20 protein-coding genes are annotated in these 22726 nt (G+C 54.2%); 14 read left to right on the top strand and 6 right to left on the bottom strand.

Features of this window, described 5'->3' with window-relative positions; translation table 11 throughout:
* Positions 1–43: 43 nt before the first annotated feature.
* The 6 genes from B2T33_RS01465 (at position 44) to B2T33_RS01440 (ending at position 5662) form a co-directional block, all read left to right on the top strand.
* Positions 44–1147 (top strand): hypothetical protein, encoded by a 1104-nt coding sequence (locus B2T33_RS01465; RefSeq protein ID WP_197146959.1) that lies wholly within the window; start codon positions 44–46, stop codon positions 1145–1147.
* Positions 1144–1887 (top strand): hypothetical protein, encoded by a 744-nt coding sequence (locus tag B2T33_RS01460; protein WP_197146958.1) that lies wholly within the window; start codon positions 1144–1146, stop codon positions 1885–1887. Before B2T33_RS01465 ends, B2T33_RS01460 begins: the two co-directional genes overlap by 4 nt.
* Entirely contained in the window at positions 1872–3389 is a 1518-nt protein-coding gene (locus B2T33_RS01455; RefSeq protein WP_197146957.1) for a hypothetical protein, read from the top strand. Before B2T33_RS01460 ends, B2T33_RS01455 begins: the two co-directional genes overlap by 16 nt.
* Complete coding sequence (locus B2T33_RS01450; protein ID WP_197146956.1) at positions 3382–4134, top strand: glycosyltransferase family 2 protein; 753 nt, start codon at positions 3382–3384, stop codon at positions 4132–4134. The genes B2T33_RS01455 and B2T33_RS01450 overlap by 8 nt, the downstream gene beginning before the upstream one ends.
* A gap of 284 nt (positions 4135–4418) precedes the next feature.
* Positions 4419–5231, top strand: a complete 813-nt coding sequence (locus B2T33_RS01445; RefSeq protein ID WP_286790980.1) for a glycosyltransferase family 4 protein — start codon at positions 4419–4421, stop codon at positions 5229–5231.
* A 62-nt stretch (positions 5232–5293) separates the two neighbouring features.
* Positions 5294–5662: an MmcQ/YjbR family DNA-binding protein gene (locus B2T33_RS01440; protein ID WP_120226580.1), complete on the top strand. Its 369-nt coding sequence runs from the start codon at positions 5294–5296 to the stop codon at positions 5660–5662.
* 10 nt (positions 5663–5672) lie between these two features.
* Here B2T33_RS01440 and B2T33_RS01435 read toward each other — a convergent pair whose 3' ends face one another.
* Positions 5673–6962 (bottom strand): nucleotide sugar dehydrogenase, encoded by a 1290-nt coding sequence (locus tag B2T33_RS01435; protein WP_197146954.1) that lies wholly within the window; start codon positions 6960–6962, stop codon positions 5673–5675.
* 159 nt (positions 6963–7121) lie between these two features.
* Between B2T33_RS01435 and B2T33_RS01430 the strand changes: the two genes are divergently transcribed.
* The gene (locus B2T33_RS01430) at positions 7122–7937 is read left to right on the top strand and encodes a substrate-binding periplasmic protein (protein ID WP_197146953.1); all 816 of its coding nucleotides are present in this window, start codon (positions 7122–7124) and stop codon (positions 7935–7937) included.
* A 72-nt stretch (positions 7938–8009) separates the two neighbouring features.
* On the opposite strand, the gene B2T33_RS01425 is transcribed toward B2T33_RS01430, so the two are convergent.
* Positions 8010–11012, bottom strand: a complete 3003-nt coding sequence (locus B2T33_RS01425) for a leucine--tRNA ligase (RefSeq protein ID WP_286790979.1) — start codon at positions 11010–11012, stop codon at positions 8010–8012.
* A 397-nt stretch (positions 11013–11409) separates the two neighbouring features.
* Between B2T33_RS01425 and B2T33_RS01420 the strand changes: the two genes are divergently transcribed.
* Entirely contained in the window at positions 11410–12084 is a 675-nt protein-coding gene (locus B2T33_RS01420; RefSeq protein WP_286790978.1) for a DUF5610 domain-containing protein, read from the top strand.
* Positions 12085–12130: 46 nt separating this feature from the next.
* On the opposite strand, the gene B2T33_RS01415 is transcribed toward B2T33_RS01420, so the two are convergent.
* The 4 genes from B2T33_RS01415 to B2T33_RS01400 all read right to left on the bottom strand — a co-directional run bounded on the left by B2T33_RS01415 (position 12131) and on the right by B2T33_RS01400 (position 16892).
* On the bottom strand, positions 12131–13129 hold the full coding sequence (locus tag B2T33_RS01415) for a hypothetical protein (protein ID WP_286790977.1): 999 nt from the start codon (positions 13127–13129) through the stop codon (positions 12131–12133).
* Complete coding sequence (locus B2T33_RS01410; protein ID WP_286790976.1) at positions 13119–14174, bottom strand: hypothetical protein; 1056 nt, start codon at positions 14172–14174, stop codon at positions 13119–13121. Before B2T33_RS01410 ends, B2T33_RS01415 begins: the two co-directional genes overlap by 11 nt.
* A 5-nt stretch (positions 14175–14179) precedes the next feature.
* Positions 14180–15115 carry a DNA cytosine methyltransferase gene (locus tag B2T33_RS01405; RefSeq protein ID WP_286790975.1) on the bottom strand — a complete coding sequence of 312 codons (936 nt, stop codon included), beginning with the start codon at positions 15113–15115 and terminating at the stop codon, positions 14180–14182.
* Between the two features lie 295 nt (positions 15116–15410).
* Entirely contained in the window at positions 15411–16892 is a 1482-nt protein-coding gene (locus tag B2T33_RS01400) for a hypothetical protein (RefSeq protein WP_286790974.1), read from the bottom strand.
* 302 nt (positions 16893–17194) lie between these two features.
* Here B2T33_RS01400 and B2T33_RS01395 point away from each other — a divergent pair, with 302 nt between their 5' ends.
* From B2T33_RS01395 to B2T33_RS01370, 6 genes are all read left to right on the top strand, one after another.
* Positions 17195–18532 carry a flagellin gene (locus B2T33_RS01395; protein WP_286790973.1) on the top strand — a complete coding sequence of 446 codons (1338 nt, stop codon included), beginning with the start codon at positions 17195–17197 and terminating at the stop codon, positions 18530–18532.
* A gap of 141 nt (positions 18533–18673) precedes the next feature.
* On the top strand, positions 18674–19588 hold the full coding sequence (locus tag B2T33_RS01390) for a class I SAM-dependent methyltransferase (protein WP_286790972.1): 915 nt from the start codon (positions 18674–18676) through the stop codon (positions 19586–19588).
* 183 nt (positions 19589–19771) lie between these two features.
* The gene (gene queC / locus B2T33_RS01385; RefSeq protein WP_286790971.1) at positions 19772–20509 is read left to right on the top strand and encodes a 7-cyano-7-deazaguanine synthase QueC; all 738 of its coding nucleotides are present in this window, start codon (positions 19772–19774) and stop codon (positions 20507–20509) included.
* 154 nt (positions 20510–20663) lie between these two features.
* A complete protein-coding gene (gene queD / locus B2T33_RS01380) occupies positions 20664–21020 on the top strand; it encodes a 6-carboxytetrahydropterin synthase QueD (RefSeq protein WP_286790970.1) in 357 nt (118 codons plus the stop codon).
* Positions 21017–21799 (top strand): 7-carboxy-7-deazaguanine synthase QueE, encoded by a 783-nt coding sequence (queE, locus tag B2T33_RS01375; protein ID WP_286790969.1) that lies wholly within the window; start codon positions 21017–21019, stop codon positions 21797–21799. The genes queD and queE overlap by 4 nt, the downstream gene beginning before the upstream one ends.
* Before the next feature lie 465 nt (positions 21800–22264).
* The gene (locus tag B2T33_RS01370; RefSeq protein WP_008890299.1) at positions 22265–22531 is read left to right on the top strand and encodes a hypothetical protein; all 267 of its coding nucleotides are present in this window, start codon (positions 22265–22267) and stop codon (positions 22529–22531) included.
* Positions 22532–22726: the final 195 nt, after the last annotated feature.

Raw genomic sequence — 22726 nt, 5'->3', positions numbered from 1 at the left:
ATGGTCAGCCCTCCTAAAATCAGCGGGTTCTCGGCTATATCCAGTGTGGATGATCGGCGCCAATATGATTGCGCGGCTGGGCGGTATGGCAATCCTTGTTCTGATCGGTCACGCCTATTCAGAGGCCGATCTTGGCGCCTATTTCCAATTGCTCGCCATGGTCGGTCTTGCGGTTACCGCGACGCAGGCTGGCAGTGGTCCACTTCTGGTGCGACTGGCACAAAATGCAGCCTTCGGACAGGCCATGCATGTTGTCTCCACAAGGTTCCTGATTGCAGGGTTCACCTCGATCCTGATCGTCACGACAAACAGCGTTCCGCTTGCGCAATATTGGCCACTAATCCTGATCCCGATTGCCGCCGCCCTTTCGCCCGACTGGATGATTGCGGCCAAAACCCGGTTTTCACGGCTCGGTATGATTGCGGTTATTGGTCAGGGATGCGGGATAGTGGTGGCGGTTTGGGCTTCGCTCAGCCAATCAGATTTGGCGCTTTACCTCATTGTGCCTGCGGTTTCTCTGACAAGCCTTGCCCTCGCAATAGCATTTGCATTTGAACAGTCGCCATGTCATTCCACCAACGCCGAGCCTGCCCCCAAGTCCAGCGTATTCGGCCTTGTCGGCTTTACCCTGCTCGCCGGGTTTCTGCCAAACCTCGACTTTGTCCTGTTGGGCACAGACAATGATCCACTGTTTCTGGCGCAACGCGTTTTCCTGTTTTGCGCCGGCCTGATTGCAGCCATTGCCTCAACCCTGTTTGCCAAAAACGAGGTGGGCCAAATACGTGACATCTGGCTTTTGGCACCGATGGTATTGATCGCGGGCCTGCTGTTGTTCCTGCCAGACAAATTGGCCGATCTATTCTTTGCCAGCCCGTCTGATGATCTGATCACGATCCTTCAAATCGGTGCAGCCTGGCCGGTATTGATGGCATTCATCGCCCGACAGATCCTGATCTTGCAGGAAATATCAGCGGTAAAATGGCTGGGTTGGGGATGCCTTGCACTGATGATCATCTCGGCATCGGCCATACCGCCCCGCGACCTCGCACCCGACATCATGATGCTGATCGAACTCCGCTTGGCCTATCTGGTTCTGATCCTGCTGGCCTGCCAAAAAGTCGCAACAAGACGGCAGGTCATGGCATGAGGCAACTGACCACCACCATCACCCACAATAAGCTGATAAAAGGCCAGTATGGTGACATCACCTTTGGTCCGTGGGGACTGGAATGCTCGGACCAGCATTCCTTTGTGACACTCACCGACCAACCGCGAAACGCCAGACAGATCGGTGATATCTGGCACCTTTCTGGCGGGCGAATATGTACCACGTACGAAACCCGCAAGCCCACCCCAAACACAATCGGGCTTAAGCTACGCATTCAGGCACTGGACGATATCCTGCTGCAAGATGCCGTCATCCGGCTGGTATTTGACAAAACCGCCATCAAGCACGGGCGGATCGCAAACAAAACAGTTCACCACACCAACGGCGACAAATACCGCCTTTATCCAACCAACAAGGTCGCGCTGATCGGGCAGGATGGCGCAACCATTTCCGTGAGTTTGGATCACGCGGACGGGGCGGGCCGGTTTGATCCATACATGTATCTGCGCGATCGCGAGGATCACTGGATCATTCATGCCCGCCTGCTGCCAAGTGATCCGGTTGATCAAGTCTGGTTGCGCTGGGCAAACCGATTTTTCACGCTATCGGCACCCGGTTGGTTTTCAGCTTTGCTCTGGCGTATGCCACCTCTCAAAAGGCTGATCTGGCGCTTGCGCGAACGCATGGGCCGTCACTGCCCTGAAATTCAGGCTGTGCCGCTTAATCGCCTCAAAGCGGGGCAGTCGTTGTCGATGGAGGTGACATGTCACTTTCAGTGAGCCAGGACATGCTTCGCTTACGCTGCCTCAATCTAGCCAAGCGGATTGCAGACGATCTCGCAACACGTCAACTGACGACTGGGCATTTTGAACAGCCGGACTTTTACGCCAAGGCCTTTGCCGTAAATCTCTGGACGCGGATTGATCCCGTTCAATTTGGTTCAAATATTGCCCGCGCCCGTCATGCCCTGAAATCAGAGCCGCGCGATAAAACCTACCACCGCGAATTCATCGAATATGCGTTGCTGGATACGCCGGGCCTGTCATCGGAAGCCATCACCGACATCCTTCGGGGTGCGAAACCGCAACGTCCCGATGTCGCGAACTGGCAAATACTTGAGCTGATCAATCGGCAGAAACGAAATGCTGGACTAACCGCAAAGCTCCTCAACCTCGTCCATTTCACCTTCATCTCGTTTCGCTATTGCCGCGCACCAGTTTTCATGGACCGACCAGCCTGCTTCTCCACGCAGTACCACGCCTTTTGCGCAGCTCTTCTGTCTGACAGTCCCCATAAACGCCATAAACGTATTGCCAACCGGGCCACTGAAATGCTGGCACAACTTGCTGGGACCCATGGATTTGTCAATCTGCTCGGACGTGGTGCTGGGCAAAGTTTTGGCGCGGCCTGCGCGCTTTATGTGTTGCTAAAAACCGGATACCGCGACGAAGCAGAGGCAATCCTGCATCGGCTGGAAGATGCTGTTCTCACGGCAGGTGAACTGCCGCTCAACCTGCTCGCCCCTGCGCCCTTGCCCGAAAACCCCGGCCCCGAAATTCCACAAACACCGGGATGGTACAGCTATAACCGCCACGATGATTACCTTGCCTTTGCAGGTTATTGGCTGCTGAAGGCCTCACAACTGCCAGTGCCAAAACGGATCCGTTCACCTGCTTCGGCAACTATCGCCCGAAACACCATCGCGCAGTTTTCATCCTCCTACTATCACGCGCAAATGACGCTTTGTGGCAGACAGAATTTTGATGTCTCCGGCGCCCCCGTCATTGTTTCGGACCAAGGAAAACCTGCCCGCATCTTCCTGCCACCAACCGGCGGAGAACAGGATGCGCCCAGCCTTAATGACCAAGCCTCACAGCCGCTTCCCGCGATTGGCGAGACCGAATTTGCCCGCTTTCTTCAGACCCGCCAGATATCTGAGAACAAGATTGATGTAAGTTTCGAGCTTGCAGGTATTGTTGGTCATCGAACGATCGAGTTTCAAAACGCGCGTGTTATTGTCTCTGATCAGATTCCCGACTGCGCAGCTAACGAAGTCGAACTGTTCCGAATTCTGATTGATGGCAACATCGGCCTGACCCAGATCGCGAAAAACACCATCATCTGTCCAGAACTCGGAATAAAGCTGATCGCAAGCGCCCCGCTTCACATGATCCCACAAGCAACATTCAGCGCTGCTGGTCCGGCAACAAGGATCAGTGCGAAGACAGGGCAAGGGCATAACGTCACTCTAGCCATCTCATGGGGAGATTCTGATGCGTGAGCCGATCACCATCATCACGACCGTGCGCGATGGCGACGCCCATATGGATCGCTATTTCGGCAATCTGCGCCAGATACTCGGTCCCCGTGATCATGCGTTTATTGTCGATGACGGTTCAACCGCGCCCCTTGCAACGCCATCAGACTGGCACAACGAACCGAGACTGATCGTCCTTTATCCCGGCAAAATTGGACGCGGTGCTGCACTTAACCTCGCGATTGAGAACAGCCCGACCGATCTGATTGCCATTCAAGATATCGATGACATTTCCTTGGCCAGTCGACTGGATCGGCAAGTTGATGTGCTTTGCAATAACCACAATCAACTTGTCTTCGCGCGCGCCATGTCCGATCCGTGGCGACCGACTATGGCAGCCGTCCAGCACTTTTCAGCCGCACGGCTTTGTTTCAGTAATCCACTACATCATTCGTCACTTGTCATGCATCGCTCTGTCTGGGCGCGTGCGGGTGGTTATGCGACGGATTTACCCTGCTGCATTGATCTGGATTTTTATCTGCGCGCCTGCTGTGTTACCAAGGCCCGCATCAGTCGACTTAACAGGCGCCTGATCGAACGTACCCTTGATGCGGGCACCCGCCATTTCGCAAGGATACCGAACGCGCTTTATCAGAAAACACGTGCTTCCGTTCTTGCGCGTTATCGACCTGACCTGCCTTGTTCGATCTGGCTCGCAGCTGCCAAACTTCGCGACTTGCAATTGTTTTCGGCAAGGGACGTTCGATGACCAACCGCCCGAAAATCATCGCCATGGTTCAGTTGCCACCGCCCATGCACGGGGCGGCCCAAATGAACCAGTTTGCCATTACGGCCTTGGCGAAAGACTTTGATTTGCATGTCATTGAAATGCGCTTTGCCCGGACATTGTCCGACGTAAATCAATTTTCGCTGCGCAAGATCGGGTTGGCAGTTTGGTTACTGCTGCGCCTGATCTTTGCATTGCCAAGCGCCAAGGCGCTTTATATCTGCTTTGCACCAAATGGTTTCGCCTATTATCGCGACTGCATTTATGTGCTTTTGGCCAAGCTCCTGCGAGTGCCCACAATCCTGCACCTGCACGGTCGCCGTCTTCCCGAAACGCGAAGATCAAAATGGTCTGACTTGCTTCAGAAGACGGTTTTTAAAGGGCAAACCGTCATCCTGCTCGGCGAGAGCTTACGCGCCGAAATAGAAGGCCTTGATTGCAAGTCTGCCATCATCGCCAACTGCCTGGATGATAGTGCCTTCGTCGGCCCAGCCACCAAACAATGGGTGCCCCATGATCCGATCCGGCTTTTATGGCTGTCCAATCTGTTTCAGGCCAAAGGCATCGAAACCCTGCTTGCTGCCTGTGAGATCCTGCACGCCCAAGATGTCGCTTGCCATTTGACGATTGCCGGGGCCGAAGGCGACATCAGCAAAGCCGAGCTCGCCACATTACTTGAAAAATATCAGATGCATACGGCAGCGTCATATTTGGGGCCGGTTTCCGATCCTGAACGGCAGGGAGCCTTTGAAAACTCCGACCTCTTCATCTTTCCCAGCCACTATCCCAACGAAGCCCAACCACTTGTGGTGCTCGAAGCCATGGCGGCCAATGTGCCAGTGATCACCAGCGACATCGCAACCCTGCCCGAGTTTGTCCGGGACGGTGAAACCGGTCAGCTTTGTCCGCCACAAGACCCTGAAGAACTGGCAAATGCGATCAGCGCAGCAATCCGTTCACCGGAGAAAACAACCACAATGCGCGATGCCGCCTATCAGATGTGCCGACAGAACTTCCGCCAAGACAGGTTTGCCGAAAAACTGCGCCAACTGGTTCACAGCACTATCGAAAATCACTGACGTGCCGTGGGCGATTGCGTACCATCAACACCGACGGCAAACGCATGAACAGGATGGCCAGAATGGATCGGGACGAATTCAACGCCTTTTGCAAATCCCTGCCACAGACAACCCACGTTGTTCAGTGGGGGGACGCGGATGTCTGGAAGGTCGGCGGCAAGGTGTTCGCCATTGGTGGCTGGGCCACAAAAGAGACATTGGGTGTCACATTCAAGACATCCGAAATCGGCTATGAGGTCTTGAAAGATATGCCTGGCCTGCGTCCTGCGCCCTATCTGGCATCGCGCGGCATGAAGTGGATACAACACTATGATGCGCCGGGCTTGAGCGATGATGACTTGAAGGACCATTTAAAAAGCTCGCACCGCATCGTCGCCAAGGGTTTGACGAAAAAACTGCAGCGCGAGCTTGATCTTTATCAGGACGAATAGGAGCGGAAGCCTAGAGACGCCACAGGTCGATGCCGGTCGGCACAGCATTACGCGGCAAAACCGCACGTACATCAGCAACAAAACCCTTGCCATCTTTAAGCAAGCTGCTGACAAGCGGCCAGCCCTTAGCCACATACTCCTTGTGCGACACGGCCAGAACGACCGCATCGGCGGGTTCCAAGCAATTGTCCGAGCAAAGCTTCAAGCCATCAAATTCGTGTGCCACTTCGCCAGCATCCGCATGCACGTCATGGACCTGCACAGTGACCCCGGCCTCTTCGAGTGACCGAACGATATCGATCACACGCGTATTGCGAATATCAGGGACGTCTTCCTTAAAGGTCAGACCAAGTACCGTGACAGTCGGGTTCTTGGTTGCCCCTTCACGCAGTAGTGCCCGGATAACCTTGTTGGCCACCACATCGCCCATACCATCATTAACCCGGCGACCGGCCAAAACCACTTGCGGATAATAGCCGAGCTCTTCGGATTTATGGGTCAGGTAATAGGGGTCAACACCGATGCAATGCCCACCGACAAGACCCGGGGTGAACTTCAGGAAATTCCATTTGGTGCCTGCAGCTTCAAGCACGTCGCGGGTATCGATACCAGCCCGGTCAAAGATCAGTGAAAGCTCGTTCATCAGTGCGATGTTCAAATCACGCTGGGTGTTTTCAATCACTTTCGCCGCCTCGGCCGCCTTGATCGTCGGCGCCTTGTGAATTCCAGCGGTCACCACACTGCCATAAACATCGGCGACGATATCAAGCGTTGCCTGATCCTGGCCTGATACAACCTTGGTAATGGTCGTAAAGCGGTGTTCGCGATCACCCGGGTTAATACGTTCCGGAGAATAGCCGACCGTGAAGTCGGTGCCCGATTTCAGGCCCGAAAGTTCTTCGAGGATCGGCACACATTCTTCTTCGGTCGCCCCCGGATAAACCGTGCTTTCGTAAACAACAATGTCGCCCTTTTTAAGGATGGCGCCAACGGTTTTCGAAGCAGAGCGCAGCGGCGACAGATCCGGACGGTTGGAACTGTCGATCGGTGTCGGCACGGTTACGATATGGAAATCGGCTTGCGCGAGATCCTTGGCGTCCGCGGTCAACAAAAGATCGGCTGCGGCAAGTTCATGGTCATCGACTTCGCCCGTCGCGTCATGTCCCGCTTTAAGCTGGGCGATGCGCGCCTGATTGATATCAAAGGCAACAGTGCGACCACATGATGTGCCAAATGCAACCGCCACCGGCAATCCGACATAGCCCAAACCGATAACTGAAATCTTGCGCCCGTGGCTCATTGGTAAAACCTTGCAAATAATCTGGTCGCCGATTTGTAGCCAGCCGACCATGCCCCGTCAATTGCTAAGCGCTTTGCGGCAAAAGAGAGCGCCCTTGTGCCGTCTCCCGGAACGTGATCTAGTTTCTTCTCATGCTCTGCAACTTGCGACCTTATTTTGATGCGCTTTGTCTTCCTCGCCTTTGGCTGTCTGCTTCTGATCACCAGTCATGCACTGGCGAGACCATCAACGTCACCAATCCGGGTGGTTTTTCCCTATATTCCGTTGATGGCAGAAAGCAAGGATCACGGTGTTTTCATTGATATGTATGCGGAAATAGCAAGGCGGTCGGACACTGACGTCGTAATTGACATTCTGCCGGTACGGCGCGCGGTACAGGACTTCATAAGCGGTAAATATGATGCGCTGGGCGCATATCCGTCGCTTTCTGAAATTCCGGTCTCGCTGGCCTCTGTCCCGTTTTATCGCCGCGAAAATCTGATTTTTTACAGCACTAATCAATTTGGTCATGGCAATGTCACCAAGCTCGAAGACCTTGATGGCACGCGCGTTGGGCTGGCCGCTTATCATTACCCTGACTACATTCTAGATCGTCAGGAACTCAACCTTGAGCGCGTGCCCGACGATGCGTTTTTGTTGCGCATGATTGCCAGCAACCGCCTCGATGCCGCCATCATCGAACGTTTTTCGGGCAACCATGTCCGAAAGCTGCTTGGCCTTGAAGACACCATCTCTGTCACCGAGGATCCGGTCACCAGCGAAAATGTCCTGATCCTGTTCAAGGCCGATCTTGCCGGTATTGAAAACCGCAAGGCCTTTAACAAGGCGATCTACGAAATGCTGTGCGACGGGAGCCTGGCAAAACTGTTTGGCCGCGCAAGCCTCCTGCCAGATCAGGAGATCATTGAACGCGAATTGCCATCCTCCGCAATCATCAGCGATTGCGATCCCAAGGCCATCTTTGCAGACCGCTAACCCGCGACGAAAAAAGGGCACGCTGCCGAAGCAACATGCCCTTCTCGTAAAATCCATCCTCGCGGTCTGGGCTTAGCCCTTCACCACGATATTGACCAGTTTCGGCGTCGGCTTGGCAACATAGATCACCTTGACGATCTCCTTGCCCTCAAGATGGCGGGCAACGTTTTCATCGGCCTTGGCCAGCGCCTCGACCGTTGCCTGATCGGCATCGGCTGCCACCATGACCGAACCACGCTTCTTGCCATTGACCTGAACCGGCACTTCGAACTCGTCATCCTTGGCCTTTTCGGCATCAAATTCCGGCCAGTCGAACTTGATCACCGATTTCTTGGCACCGAACTCGTCCGCTGCCATCCGGCTCATCAGCTCCTCGCCCAGATGCGGGGCAAACGGGGCGACCATCAATGCCAAGGCCTTGGCATGATCATCATGCACCGCATTCTGCTTGGTCAGCGCATTGGTAAGTTCGATCAATGCCGCAATTGCGGTATTCAAACGCAGGTCGGCAATATCGCCAGTCACCTTGGCAATTGTCTTGTGCAGAAGCGTCTCGATCTTGCCATCCACACTATCGGTCCGCTCCATCTGGGTCGTGACTTTCCAGACGTTGGACAGGAACCGCATCATGCCGACAATCGCATCCGACTGCCACGGTTTGGAGCTGTCAAGCGGCCCCATATACATCTCGTACGTTCTGAACGTATCGATGGTGTACTGATCGCAGATTTCCTCGGGCGGGATACCGTTTTTATAACGTTTGCCCATTTTGCCCGGCACGGTAATCAGCTGCTCGTCGGTTTTGGCGTTGAACGGCACCTTCTTGCCATCGACATCGCGCATTTCAACATCATGGATGTCGACATAAACACCGCGCGCATCGGTATAGGCATCGGCCGTAATCATGCCCTGGTTAAACAGCTTCTGGAACGGCTCGGGCGTTGCGACGTAACCAAGATCAAACAGAACCTTGTGCCAGAAACGCGAGTAGAGCAAATGCAGCACCGCATGCTCCGCCCCGCCGACATAAAGGTCAACCGCCCCCGGAAGGGCGTTGCCACCCGCATCCGTGCTGTTCGCCCAATAGGCCGCGGCATCATCTGATGCAAATTTCGCATCATTCTTGGCATCGAAATAGCGCAGGTAATACCAGCAAGACCCCGCCCAGTTCGGCATGGAGTTGGCATCGCGTTTGAACGCGCGCACTTCATATTCCGCCCCATCATGGGTGTGTTTGGTGCCAACCGCGGCATCCACCGGCAAAACCGACCCATCAGAAAGGACAATCCCGGTCACTTCCATCCAGTCCTTGGCGCGTGCCAACGGCGGCTCCGGCTCGGAATTCGGGTCTTCGTTTGATTTCGGTTTGAAATCGGTCATTTCCGGCAGGACAACAGGCAAGGCCGCCTCGGCAATGCCGTGAACCTGATCGGTTTCCTTATCGAACAGAACCGGGAACGGCTCCCCCCAATACCGCTGACGCGAGAACAGCCAGTCACGCAGCTTGTACTGCACACGACCGCGACCAATGCCCTTGGCTTCCATCCATTCGATGATCTTGGCCTTGGCATCCGGGGTGGAAAGTCCGTTGATTGAAACCTCGTCATTGGCGGAATTGATCGTCTCGCCAACTTCAGTCTGGGCAATTTTGAATGCGCCCGGCTCTGCCTCATAGCGCGCCAAAAGCGTTGCAGTATCTGCATCCGCCGCATCTGCCGGGGCGTTTTCCTTGAGCCACGCCTCGGACGGCTTGGTGGTTGCCTTGATCGGCAGATCGAATTTATGGGCAAATTCAAAGTCGCGCTGATCGCCAGCCGGAACCGCCATGATCGCACCGGTGCCATAGCCCATCAGGACATAGTCGGCAATCCAGACCGGGATTTCTTCACCGGTGACCGGGTTGGTCGCATGCGCGCCAATAAACACGCCGGTCTTTTCGCGTTCGGCATCGTCCTTGGCCGACACGGCCTTAAGCTCGGACGCTTCGGCGCGATAGGCCGCAACATCGGCCTTTTTATCGGCGGCGCAAAGTTTATCAACCAGCGGATGCTCAGGTGCCAGAACCATATAGGTCGCGCCAAAGATCGTGTCCGGACGGGTGGTATAAACGGCAATCTTGTCGTCCGTACCGTCCACGGTTTTGACCGGGAAGTTCACCCGCGCCCCGACAGAACGACCAATCCAGCCCTTTTGCATCTCGACCACGCCATTTGGCCAATCAAGCCCTTCAAGGTCTGCCACCAGACGATCGGCATAGTCGGTAATGCGCAACATCCACTGTTTCAGCGGACGTTTATAGACCGGGTAATCACCCCGTTCGGACTTGCCTTCGTTGGTGACTTCCTCGTTCGACAGAACCGTGCCCAGCATCGGGCACCAGTTGACCGGAACCTCATCGACATAGGCCAGACGCCCGCGATCAATCGCACGATCAATCTCTTTGCCTTCGGCTTTGGTTCCTTCGCCAATCACGGATTTCGGCTGTGGCACACCATCTTCATCAAGCAACCACGCACCAGATTCAAGCAACGGGCGCAGCTCGGCAATCGGGCGCGCACGGCCAGTAATCACCTGCCCCTGCGGGCCTTTCCATTCGACAGTCGGGTCATAGAAGCTGTTAAACAGCTGCAGGAAGATCCACTGCGTCCATTTGTAATAGTCGATATCGGTCGTGGCGAAACGACGATGCGGGTCATGGCCCAGGCCGATAACCTCAAGCTGACGCAGCATGTTTTCGATATTGGCTTCGGTCGTAATGCGCGGATGCTGGCCGGTCTGGATGGCGAACTGTTCTGCCGGCAGACCAAAGGCATCAAAGCCCATGGAATGCAGAACGTTTTTGCCGCGCATGCGCTCGAACCGTGCCTTGACGTCGGTCGCGATATAGCCCAGCGGATGGCCGATATGCAGGCCAACCCCGCTTGGATAGGGGAACATGTCCAGGATGACGCTTTTCTTCTTGCTTGCGTCGAAATCGGCATCGCCGGGATTTGGCGTACGATAGGTATCGTTTTCACGCCAATATGCCTGCCAGCGCTTTTCAAATTCCCGCGCACTTTCCTGATAGTTCGCCACGCTCAATCATCTCCTGCCTGTCAAACCCCGACCCTGGCGTCCGGCGCTGCCCAAACGGCGCGCCACCCCCGGATCGGGTTCCAAAATATTCTTAAGCAGTGTTCATAAGCGCGCTTTGATCGACGTGCAACATCAGATAACGAGATTTCTGGCGAAAATCGGTCGATTTCCACAAACATTCACCGGCAGTCAAAGACGACGCAAAACGCAAACCACCCTTGCAGCTGCATCAACCCTGCCTGTACATGAGGACTGGATTTTTCCGCCTTTCCATGCCATATTGAAGTTTGAATTTTATCAAGCGGTCAGCTGCATGCGTAATTGCAGCGCAGGTTTGCTTGGAAAAGTGCTGATTGTCAGCACCGCGCTTAACGCATTCCGTCCAGGGAGGACGTTTATGGATATCACCATTGGTGGTCTGTCATCCCAACAATCCGGCGCGTCTGCGCGTTCGGCACAATCCTATTTGCCGGGCCAAGGCGATTCTGAAAAAGCTGGCAACAATAATGGCACATCCGCCTTTGCCGCTGCGACGTCTGTTTCGCTGTCTTCTGAATCGGCAAACCGGCTGTCGGCGGACAATATCGTTGCCGCGATCAATGAAAGCCTGCAATCCACCGGCCTGTCGATCCAGGGTGTTAATCCCGACGATTACACGCCCGAAGGCGTTGCTGACCGCATTCTCGCCCGCGTTGGCGATCTGATTGCATCGAATGCAAGTTCCGAGGCCGAAGCACGCGAGATCTTTGATCAGGCAAGCCGTGGCATTCAAGCCGGTCTTGAAGATGCCCGCGCCATCCTTGATGGATTGGGCGCGCTGAATGACGAAATCAACGGCAATATCAACGAGACCGAAGAACGCCTTAATGAAGGCCTGCAAAGCATTGAGCAGCGCCTGACCGAGCTGTTTAACAGCAGCGCGTCAGAAGAAGCCGCCGAGGCCGCAACGCCGGAACGCGATGAACAGGTTCTGCAATCGCAGGTCACCCAGACCGCACAGGCAAGCCAAGCCTACGCCGAAGCTGGCAGCAATGCCCAGCGCAACGCGCCGCGCTACGGCACCAACGGCTAACCCTCCAAACATCTCGTTCAGCTTTACAGAAACCGGTTTCTGGTGACTATGCGCTGTTGAAAACGGTATGGTCTGAGAATTCGTCTCTCAAAAAACTAATCAACTGTTCACCTGCGTAATTTCTATCCGATAGTTGTCCGATAATACGTACACGATCCATAAATATTACGTTATCTGTGAAGCGCGCATTGACCCAGCGACCAGAAGAAGTTCTAAAACATACAGGCACAAACATAACAGGTACGGACTTGACCTTTGGCACAAACCATGACCTGTAATAATCAATATCGGCTTCAGATCGCTTTTTTTCCCAAGAGTGCTCATCTTCTTGCGCTGCGCACTGGCCAATGTATACGTTCCAACCGCCCTCCGTTTCGTCCAATCGCTGTACGCCAACCAAATCTATGCCGCCGTCACCTTGTTTGGACTCTCCTTCGTTCCATCCGGCAACTAACCCCATACCCATGAAGGAAGCTAAGTTTTCAACAGCCTCGTGCAAGTCAGTGCCAAATCGCTCTCTACGATCAACTGATCCAGAGCCAAAGGCAACAATTTCTGAGCTCGGAGGCATCAAACCAGCAAGAGCCCCTTTACATACCTCTTCAAATTGACTCGCAATTTTTTGAGTTAAACCCTTACTTCCCTTAAATGTGCGGGTTCTGGAAGCAGATAATAGAAAAATGTAAAGGAACTGCTCAGAAGAGATTTCCGCTTTCAAACTAAGGTTCTCGCCATCAACAACGAACGGATAGCAATCTCCTAAGCATGCTGCACGGTATTCTAGCTGCTCGAAACAGTCATCCACTTCCGCTTGAAGTTTCTCAACTATTCCAGCAGAAGGTAAATCATCTGGAAATTCATCTTCATCCAAATCCTCCTCGTCAAGATCAAGCAGCTCGTCGGCAGGACGAATGGAGGTCTCACCCAAAGTCAACGCATCAACTTTGGAGACATATCCAATTTCACCGAAAACACACATAATTTCTACTGCATCAGCGAATAGGTGCGGTCTATTTCTGTGAACTCTACCGAAATCAATCATCATCTTTGAAGTGATTATTAAGTTGCCGCGCTTGCTTACGAATTGAGTCCGCATCGACGATACGATCTTGTGTCACTTGTACGTCCGCAACAATTGAGTTTGCCTCGCGGAGCCCACTTAGCACTGCCGCTGTCAGTCGATCAAACTCTCGATCAATACCGTCGGTTGTCTTATAAGCTTGTTCGAGCGTAAACCCACGTTCAAATGCGGTTAAAGCTGGCTGAGATGCAACCACCTGAGACAACTTACTCAAATTGCGACTTTCGCCAAGCCTCGTCTTTCCGTTTGCTCCTTTTGCAAACATCCAGTCGAAGAGTTTTCTGAGATTTTCTTGAATTAAAGTTCTTTCGTCGAACGGCACATCTGCGTCTTCGTAGACGAAATCTTGGACACCTTCGTAGTCGAGAGCTGTAGAAAGAAGTGAAAACTTCACGCTCGTTTCATCAACCCCGTCGAGACCGAAAAACTCTTGCTCCTCCGCTACTTCGTAAGCCTCAAGTGCCTTCAATGACCTTGCAATGAAGTCTGAGCGACTACCGATCGATCTCGCAACCCGTTTTACTCGATCCTGATACCCGCCTACCCCACCAAAGTTCTCGAATAGCTGTTTGACATATCTTGCCTTGGCAAGGGCTCCCCAAGGTTTCACCCCGGCGATATGCTTGTTTCCCAGATATGTTAGTACGTCTACACGCGCAGGGTAGAGGTCAACAGGTACACTTTCTGGGTGGAAAGCCGCATCATCGACAATGCTCTGCAATTTCTTCGGCATCCCCTCAAACACGTCGCCGCCCAGAATTTTTAAGGCGGTGAGACGTCGGTTACCTTCGACAATTACTACTTCATCGTCCTCTACAACCCCGATTAAAGGCTCGGAAGCAAAGTAATCATTGGTGCCAATCGCCGACACCAGTTCGTCAATTGCAGACGATTTTGCAAGAAATTCAAATATTTGCTCTTCGTCACTAGTGTCCACATAGCTAGGCAATCGCGGGTTGTTCGGATCAAGCCGCAAATCCGTGACGGGCAAAAGTTTTTGCTCAACCATTTCAATTACCAAATATTGGGAAGATTACTCGCAACCGCCTCAAAGAGGGGTGGAGGAACAGCATTACCGACCACTTTGTATTTCTCAGTCAGGCTACCAGTATCAGGGAAATCAATGCGCGGGTCAAACCCCTGAAGTAACGCGCATTCCCGAAATGAGAACCGCCGAGCCCTAGCGTCGTTAACGAACACCCACTTGTCTACCTCTATTTTCCGCAAACGCGGACTACTTGGGTGAAGCCCAACGTGCCGACTACTTGCAACAACTGTCTTGCTACACTCGTCCCAACCTCGGTAACGATTTCGAGAGAGATAATACCAATGAAACGGCTCAGCATTAAACTCTCCCTCAGGCCACTCAGGCAAGTGCCCAATCGCATCCCGAATTGATCGGTAGGGCGTCCCGCCGGAACTACCATGTGTCGGCTTTGGAAACTCGTAGCGAAGGTCAAAATCTGATCTAATACCAACTATAAAAAGTCTGACACGATCTTGAGGCACACCGTAGTCTTTTGCGTCAAGCTTTTGCCATGTCACACGATAGCCGGCGGATCTAAATCTAACAATCTGGTTTTGCAAAAGATGTCGCAAATCACTGCGCTGCATCCCAGACACATTTTCCACAATGAAAGCCTTAGGTTTTATTCTTCTTAAGGCTCTATCAAACTCTCTGTAGAGAAAGTTAATTTTTCTATCAGCTTTTCGGACACCACCTTGGCTGAACCCTTGACATGGATAACAGCCAACCAACAAATCAGCCTCAGGAAAGTGTTTAACCTTGCTGACATCTCCCAAGTGATATTCAGTTTCCGGATGATTTGCTTCATAAAACTGCTTAGCATACGGCAAAACATCATTCGCAAAGACGACATTAAAGCCTGCCTTGACCACGCCAGCATCAGATCCGCCGCATCCAGTAAAGAGCGAGACTACGTTTTTCACTACTAATTAACCCCTGAGATCAAACCTGTCTGAACGGATTACGATTGACCAAGCCACGCCCCCCATCGGCATACATCTGCAAAGACGTTTCCGCTCGACGAAACCTATACACATTTTCCCACATCAAAGACAATTATATTGGTTGGTACGCAGTCAACGTTGTGTCGTATTCGACAACTAATTATCATGATGACCTCACTTGGTAACGATCTAATTAAAAACAGACAAATTGCGACACAACCAAAAAAACATCAAAGCCGTCGCTCGACAAGTTTAGCATCCCCTAACACAACACTTAGGCGCGGCCCCGCCCATAACCAGCCTCATGATCATCAGCAACCCGAAACAGCTTTTGCCCCGCAGCTTGAATACGGGCAAAGGCGTCTTCGGCCATGAAACCCGACACAAAAGCCATGAAGGTCACGAGAAACGGGCTGATATCGATTTGCCCTGATCCGTCGGGTCCGCCCTGGCTGACCATCAGCACCCCTGCCTCTGTGCACAGGAAGATGGCCATGGCGGCGGCGATCCCCTCACCCGTCATGACGAGCAATCTTGCGGCGGGTTTCAGGCTTTTGCCAAGCTGTGCCCATCCCTGAAGCCGCGGCAGTGTTTCAGCCTGCGGCGCTGGCACTGCCTCCGGCGCGGTTTGATCCATGGCACTGTGATCTGCGGCGTTGTGATCCGTGGCATTTTCACCGGGCGGTGTTTTTGGCGGCATTTGGGGCGGCGTTTGGGGCGTTGGCGGCTGACCGAAATTCTGTCTGGTAAACGCAACCACTGCGCCCAATCCGCCCGCCGCAACTGTGACCAACAAGGTCAGCATGATGGTGGGCAACTGGATCAAGTAGGACAGCATATGGCCTACGGGGTGTTGAAACAGGGCGACCAGCGACACCGTATCCTCGCCAAACTCTTCGTCCTGACGCCTGATCTCTGTCTCGATCTCGACCAGCTCATTTTGCAAGCTCGTCCTGAGCTTTGCGGCGTGCTGGTTTTCTGCGCGGATATTGGCCCATTCGATCTGGGCGCGGGCGTTTTTCTCGTCAAACCGGATCATTGAACTTCGGATGGCATCAACTTGCTGGCCGGCGCGATCCATCAGGGCTTCCGGGGCTTTGTCGGTGAATTTCGGGTGATCAAGCAGGGCGTGAAGCCGGGTCATGATTTCAATGCCGTCTGCGCGACGTTTCCTGTCCGCATCGCTTTCCCCGAACGGAACATCAAGCATTGGCGATCCGGCGCGACCAAGGGTTGTACCGCCGCCGCCGACCATGCCGGTTGGCGGATCAAACAGCCCGTCGGTTGGCATGGCGGTTTGTTGACTTGTCACGAATTGATGCGCCGCATTGAGCGCGCTCAAGAACGCGCCTGCGAATTCGGGGTCAAATGCATCGCGATTGCTGGCAACGGTTGCGCCAAGCTGTGAATAGCTGCCAAACGCGTCCCACCATGCGGCAATCGCATCCTTGCGCAAGGCCAATCCATTCCGGGTCTCTTCAAGGGATCTGGTATCAATCGCGCGCATATCATCGCGCAAAGTGCCGGCCTCTTCGCGCAAGGCGGCCTCGTGAAAGGCCTGCAAGACCAGTCGCTCCAACATGCCAGGCGATGACACACCGAGTTCGCGCAACAGGGAATCGCGCTGAATATCGGCAGTAAATCCGGCAAAAAGCGTAATCACAAACCCGAAATAAAGCACACAGGTCAATCCGGCCAATATGGATGAACCCGCCAACCGCCAGATGTTCAGGCCTTCTTGTGTTTCTTGCTCCATCGGGCACCTTGATGCGTTACGTCCCCTTTCGACGTGGAGCGAAAATGCCTGTGAGGGCGGGCGATATTGCGGGTTCGAGTTAACAGCCGCAAAACAGCTGATTTCCATCCGTATGAGACCCCCCTCTTTCGCGTAGGATGTTATATTTCGTATATTTTTCAGATAGTTACTATTAAGAAGATTCTAATATTAGATATTGCCATTTAAGTTTTATCTAATTAACATTGCCTTCAGCCGATCTCAGGAGGAGGTCGTCCACGCCGCCACCCTTTATCTTTGCTTGTTCAGGTAGGAACTGCGTTATGGCGTTAAATATCATATCCGACCACGCGGCCAATCTGGCGCACCGCAACCTGGCGCGTGCCGAGGAGGCCGCGAACAGATCGCTTGCCAAGCTGTCATCGGGGAAACGTGTAGTCTCTGCCCGCGATGATGCCGCTTCGATGGCCATCGGGTCGCGGCTGAACTCGACGGCCTCTGCTTTGACATCGGGGATTGTCAATATCGGTCAGGGCAATTCCATGCTGCAAATTGCCGATGGGGCCATAGCCACCATCGACGATGTGCTGGTGCGCATGAACACACTGGCCGTTCAGGCCGCATCGGAAAACCTGTCAGACACGGAACGCGGGTTTCTCAATGACGAATTCGTCGCCCTGCGCACCGAGATCAATCGCATTGCGGCCGCAACCAATTTCAACGGCATCCAGTTGCTGGGTGATGGCAGTGATGTGTCCCTTGATTATTCGGATTTGCAGGCTGGCGGCTCTGCCGAGGTTCTTTCGGTTGCCAACGGCTTTTCAAATTTCACCATCACCGATGACAATTACTGGGCGCGTGATGCCAACGACAACGGATCGGCGGATAATCAGCTTCGCTTCGATGTGCTCAAGACCGGGGATCGCATTCTGCTGAGTGCCATATCCGAAATCGATGGCACCAGCCCGCACCGGGCCCAAAGCATCGATATCACCGATTATGCGTCCGGCGGCAGCAAGGCGCTTAATGCCGGTCAAACACAGACACTCGATTTCGGGGATGTCGGTGTGAAAGTGAACCTGAACTTCAATATCGCAACCACCATCACCAACGCCCTGGCCCAGGGCTCCGATGGTGCCGGGGCCGATGGATCGACCACAGCACAGATTTTTGGCGCCAGCCCGGTCTTCTCGGTTCTTGAAGATCAGGGCAACAAACTGCCCGACAAGATCTATTTCCAGCTTGGCGGCGGCAATACCGGCGGTGCGCAGCTTTCGATTCCGACAACCGCGGTTGATGGTGCCGCCCTTGGCACGGGCAAAAACGGCACGGAGACAAGCCTTGATGAGCTGGGCAGCAATGCGCTTGCCACATCCGCCAAGGCCCAAAGTGCCATCGAGGCCGTGACGCGCGCGATCGATGATCTGCAACGGGCACGGGCCAGTATCGGCACCAACCAGAACCGTCTGGATGCTGCCAGCGAAAGCCTTGCCTCGACGCTTGAAAACGTCAAGGAGGCGCGCTCAAGCCTGCTTGATCTCGACGTTGCGATGGAATTGACCAACTACGCGTCGAAACAAATCCTGATCAAATCAAGTGTCGCGATGTTGGCCCGCGTCAGTGAAATGCGCCAGAACCTGATACGCTTGCTGGCAGGTTGAAGAGCCACCTCTCAGCGAGTGTAGGAAGCCCCGCGCCCCCGCGCGGGGCTTCTGACCCTCATTGCGCTGCAAAACATCCTTTAAACCGCATGGGGTTTAAGTCTATGGTCTTTGCGGAACGCAAAGGGAAACATATCGACCATGACCACCCCGACATCCGACAACACATCCGACACCGCCGCCGACAAATCATCCCAAACCTGGCAAAACCTCTCGACCGACTGGATCACCTGGGCCGAACGCCTGGCACCGGCGGCCGAAAAGATCAACCGCCACATGATTGAGGCCGCTGACCTTCCGGGGCTTGCGGCTTTGCGCGATGGCGCGCCGCTTGAGGTGCTTGATCTGGCATCCGGGGTTGGCGAACCGGCCTTTTCCTTTGCCCGTGCCTTGGGCGGCGGCACGGATGATAGCGCTAACATCCCTGGAATTGCGGGGCATGTAACCGCATCCGATATCGTTTCTGATATGTGCGATGCGCTGATGGAACGCGTCGCCGAAGAAGAAATTTCCAACATCAAGGCCGTTCCGGCCAACATGGAAAAACTGCCGTTCGAGGATCAGAGCTTTGACGTGGTGTCGTGCCGTTTCGGCGTGATGTTTTGCGAGGATCCTGACAAGGCGCTTCGCGAGGCATTCCGCGTTCTGCGCCCGGGTGGCAAGGCGGTGTTTATGGTCTGGGCGCCATTGGTGGATAATCCGCTGTTTGCCGCCATGGACGCGGTTCTTGGCAACATCCTTGGCATCGGGTTTGATGCCGCCGGGCTCGACCCGTTCTGCTTTGGCGATGCCGATCAATCCATGATGCGCTTTGAGAAAGCAGGCTTTACCGGGATTGAAGCGACAACCCACAGCCCGGCTGGCCGTATTCCCGAAAACGCCCCGTTCTGGAAACCGCAAATGGATATGCTGTTTGGCAATGTCCTGCGCAAATCATCGGACATGGAAGTCGGCGCGATCAATGCCGCGATGTTTGAAACATTGGCCCCCTATATCGAAGACGGCCATTTTCAGGTCCCGATTTGTTTTCATGTACTTAGCGCAAAGCGCGCCTGATCCGGCCACCCCGTCTGATCGCTGATTTCGTGTAAAACCCAAGCATTCCTGCGCCTCACGCATGGCCGCATGCGTGGATTTGTGCTTGCGTTTTGGTAACCGGCATGGCAAACCCCGCCCCCTTGGAAGGATGATCCTTCCCCTGTCGTAGCACCAGGTTAAAAACACGAAAGACTGATTACTATGAAGACGATTGTCGTCTGCTCTGGCGGGCTGGATTCCGTCACGCTGGCCTATAAGGTCGCGACCGAGCACAAGCTCCATTCCCTGATTTCGTTTGATTATGGCCAGCGCCATAAGAAGGAACTCGATTTCGCCGCCCGTGCGGCGCGTAATCTTGGCGTCAAACATCACATCGTTGACCTGACCCCGGTCGGTGCGCTTTTGACCGGATCGTCGCTGACCAGTGATGATATCGATGTGCCCGATGGCCATTACGCCGAAGAAACCATGCGCATCACCGTGGTGCCGAACCGCAATGCGATCATGCTCGCTGTGGCCTTTGGGGCGGCGGCCAGTGCCGGGGCCGATGCGGTTGCCGCGGCTGTGCATGGCGGGGATCATTTCATCTATCCTGATTGCCGTCCCGATTTCATCAAATCGTTCCAGACCATGCAGGACCACGCCCTTGAAGGCGTCAAGGACGTCAGGCTGTATACGCCTTTTGTTAATGTCTCCAAGGCCGATATCGCGCTTGAGGCAGGACGTCTTGGTGTGCCGGTCGATCTGACATGGTCATGTTACAAGGGCGGGGAAACCCATTGCGGACGGTGCGGCACCTGTGTCGAGCGGCGCGAGGCGCTTGAACTGGCGCGCGTCAAGGATCCGACCGTTTATGTCGATCGCGATTACTGGAAACAGGCCCGTGCCGACCATATGGCGCGCAAGTTTGCCAAAGGCGAAAACGACGCCGCTGAGTAACTCCTTATAACTGCCTTGCTGTATGGATGCCCGCCTGCGCGGGCATGACGTTTGGCTGTTGTATTGCCAAACGCGTATCGTCATTCCCGCGAAGGCGAGAACCCCGAGCCAAGCGCACCCTTCAGCAAGTCAAGACGACACCGAAAGAAAACCGATGTTCACCATCACCAAACAATTTGCCTTTTCCGCAAGCCACCAGCTAAACGGCCTTGAAGAAGATCACCCGTGCGCGCGCCTGCATGGCCATAACTATATTGTCGAGGTGGAGCTTAAGGGTGCCGCCCTTGATCAACGTGGTTTTGTCCGTGATTACCGCGAATTGGGCCCGCTCAAACGCCTGATTGATGACGAGTTTGATCACCGTCATCTCAATGAGGTTCTTGGTCACGATCACCCGACCGCCGAACGGCTTGCGCTGTTCTTTTATGAATGGGCACATGACCGCTGGCCGGAAGTATCGGCGGTGCGCGTATCCGAAACGCCAAAAACCTGGGCGGAATATCGTCCATGACGGTGCACGATCCAAACCTTGCCGACCTTCACGATGCGCGCGGTAAAATCCGCATTTCGGAAATCTTTGGCCCGACCGTGCAGGGCGAAGGTGCGCTGATTGGCATGCCGACGGTGTTTGTCCGCACCGGCGGCTGTGATTTCCGCTGTTCGTGGTGCGACACGCTTTATGCGGTTGATCCGGCCTTTCGGGCGGACTGGAAACCGATGTCGGCTGCCGAGGTTCTGGACGAAGTTAAAAAGCTTTCCGGTGGCAAGCCGATCCTGATTACGCTTTCGGGTGGCAACCCGGCGATCCAGCCGTTGGGCGACCTGATCGCCATGGGCAAGGACGAAGGTTTTACCTTTGCGATTGAAACCCAGGGCAGCATCGCCAAGGACTGGTTTGCAGACCTCAATTTCCTGACGATCAGCCCAAAACCACCAAGCTCCTCGACCAGTTTTGATAAGGATGCGCTTTCTGCCTGTATCGAAGCAGCCCAATCCAACGGCATTCTGAATGGTCCGGCCATTACCTTGAAATTCCCGGTGCGCGATGCCGCCGACCTGATGTTTGCCGATTATGTGAGGAACCTTCACATTGGCATTCCGGTCTGTTTGCAGCCAGTCAATACCACACCTGCCGAACCGCATCCGGATGGCGCAGACGGTGTTGATATCGATGGCCTGACCGAACGGTATCGCTGGCTGGTCGATGAAGTGGCAAGGCGCAAATGGTTTGATATGCGCGTGCTGCCGCAATGGCATGTGCATGTGTGGGGCAATTTGCGCGGGGTCTGAACCCCGGCCCCGAACTTTGCCAGTGAAGACAAAATATATTTTATCCGAAATAAGCAAGCCTTTCCCGCACGATTGCGCCAGATGACCCGTTACCGGCCGTTTGGCATGTTTGCTATTTGCCCGCACGCGCACCACTTCCCCATTAGCGGGCGCGCTTTGCGCCGGCAAATAGAAAGATCACATCATGTCATTTCGCAGTTTTTCGACAAGCCAGGGAAAAGCGGGCTCGAAGCCGGATGCAAAATCGTCAGATAGCGCGTCGGCCCCTGCTGCAAAGCCAAAGTCCGAAAATTCCCCTGCCGAAACCAAACCGACCGCGCATCAAGGCGCGAATGACTGATACCGTGTTGGCGGAGGTTATCCTCCGCCATCGCCTTTTCTGGCCGAACTTACCGAAAATCATGAACATGCAGGAAACGCCCGTTTCCCGCTTCATAAAGGGCTGGTGCCATGCAGCACAGCAGGATGACGCACAAAACCGTGACCTTTGCTCATCCGTTTCACTTGCGCGGACATAGCGATCTGTTTCCACCGGGAAGCTATGTCGTCGATACCACCGAAGAATTGATCGAAGGTGTTTCGATTACGGCCTATCGCAGGGTGTCGACCGACTTGCATCTGAAATACAAACATAACGGCATGATGGTTGATCGAATTCTTTCCATCAAACCGGTTGATCTCGATATTGCCCTGACACGCGATGCAGATCCGGACCGCCCCGAACATCATTGAGCCAGCCCTCCTTTGAAATCCGCCGCATTTTATCCCGCGTTTTTCAAACATGGATGGCGCACAGATTTGTGCGAAACGTTGTGTTTTGGCCGAAACCCCCCATATATAATGTATACACCGTGACTGTTCGCAGGCAGGGTGACACACTTGGCGCCTGACCAATGATGCCTGTGCGTCCCGAGCATATGACACAGG

Origin of the sequence: Thalassospira sp. UBA4513 (genome assembly GCF_002388495.1) — a bacterium.
Taxonomy (GTDB): Bacteria; Pseudomonadota; Alphaproteobacteria; order Rhodospirillales; family Thalassospiraceae; genus Thalassospira; species Thalassospira tepidiphila.
Note: the sequence above shows the minus strand (reverse complement) of the source record. Positions and strands in the feature narration are given on the sequence as shown.

Bases quoted from the DNA above. Each gene is read 5' to 3' on its own strand.
- B2T33_RS01460 (WP_197146958.1), top strand. From the start codon at position 1,144: ATGAGGCAACTGACCACCACCATCACCCACAATAAGCTGATAAAAGGC.
- B2T33_RS01455 (WP_197146957.1), top strand. From the start codon at position 1,872: ATGTCACTTTCAGTGAGCCAGGACATGCTTCGCTTACGCTGCCTCAAT.
- B2T33_RS01450 (WP_197146956.1), top strand. From the start codon at position 3,382: ATGCGTGAGCCGATCACCATCATCACGACCGTGCGCGATGGCGACGCC.
- B2T33_RS01440 (WP_120226580.1), top strand. From the start codon at position 5,294: ATGGATCGGGACGAATTCAACGCCTTTTGCAAATCCCTGCCACAGACA.
- B2T33_RS01435 (WP_197146954.1), bottom strand. From the start codon at position 6,962: ATGAGCCACGGGCGCAAGATTTCAGTTATCGGTTTGGGCTATGTCGGA.
- B2T33_RS01430 (WP_197146953.1), top strand. From the start codon at position 7,122: ATGCGCTTTGTCTTCCTCGCCTTTGGCTGTCTGCTTCTGATCACCAGT.
- B2T33_RS01420 (WP_286790978.1), top strand. From the start codon at position 11,410: ATGGATATCACCATTGGTGGTCTGTCATCCCAACAATCCGGCGCGTCT.
- B2T33_RS01415 (WP_286790977.1), bottom strand. From the start codon at position 13,129: ATGATGATTGATTTCGGTAGAGTTCACAGAAATAGACCGCACCTATTC.
- B2T33_RS01410 (WP_286790976.1), bottom strand. From the start codon at position 14,174: ATGGTTGAGCAAAAACTTTTGCCCGTCACGGATTTGCGGCTTGATCCG.
- B2T33_RS01400 (WP_286790974.1), bottom strand. From the start codon at position 16,892: ATGGAGCAAGAAACACAAGAAGGCCTGAACATCTGGCGGTTGGCGGGT.
- B2T33_RS01395 (WP_286790973.1), top strand. From the start codon at position 17,195: ATGGCGTTAAATATCATATCCGACCACGCGGCCAATCTGGCGCACCGC.
- B2T33_RS01390 (WP_286790972.1), top strand. From the start codon at position 18,674: ATGACCACCCCGACATCCGACAACACATCCGACACCGCCGCCGACAAA.
- queC (WP_286790971.1), top strand. From the start codon at position 19,772: ATGAAGACGATTGTCGTCTGCTCTGGCGGGCTGGATTCCGTCACGCTG.
- queD (WP_286790970.1), top strand. From the start codon at position 20,664: ATGTTCACCATCACCAAACAATTTGCCTTTTCCGCAAGCCACCAGCTA.
- queE (WP_286790969.1), top strand. From the start codon at position 21,017: ATGACGGTGCACGATCCAAACCTTGCCGACCTTCACGATGCGCGCGGT.
- B2T33_RS01370 (WP_008890299.1), top strand. From the start codon at position 22,265: ATGACGCACAAAACCGTGACCTTTGCTCATCCGTTTCACTTGCGCGGA.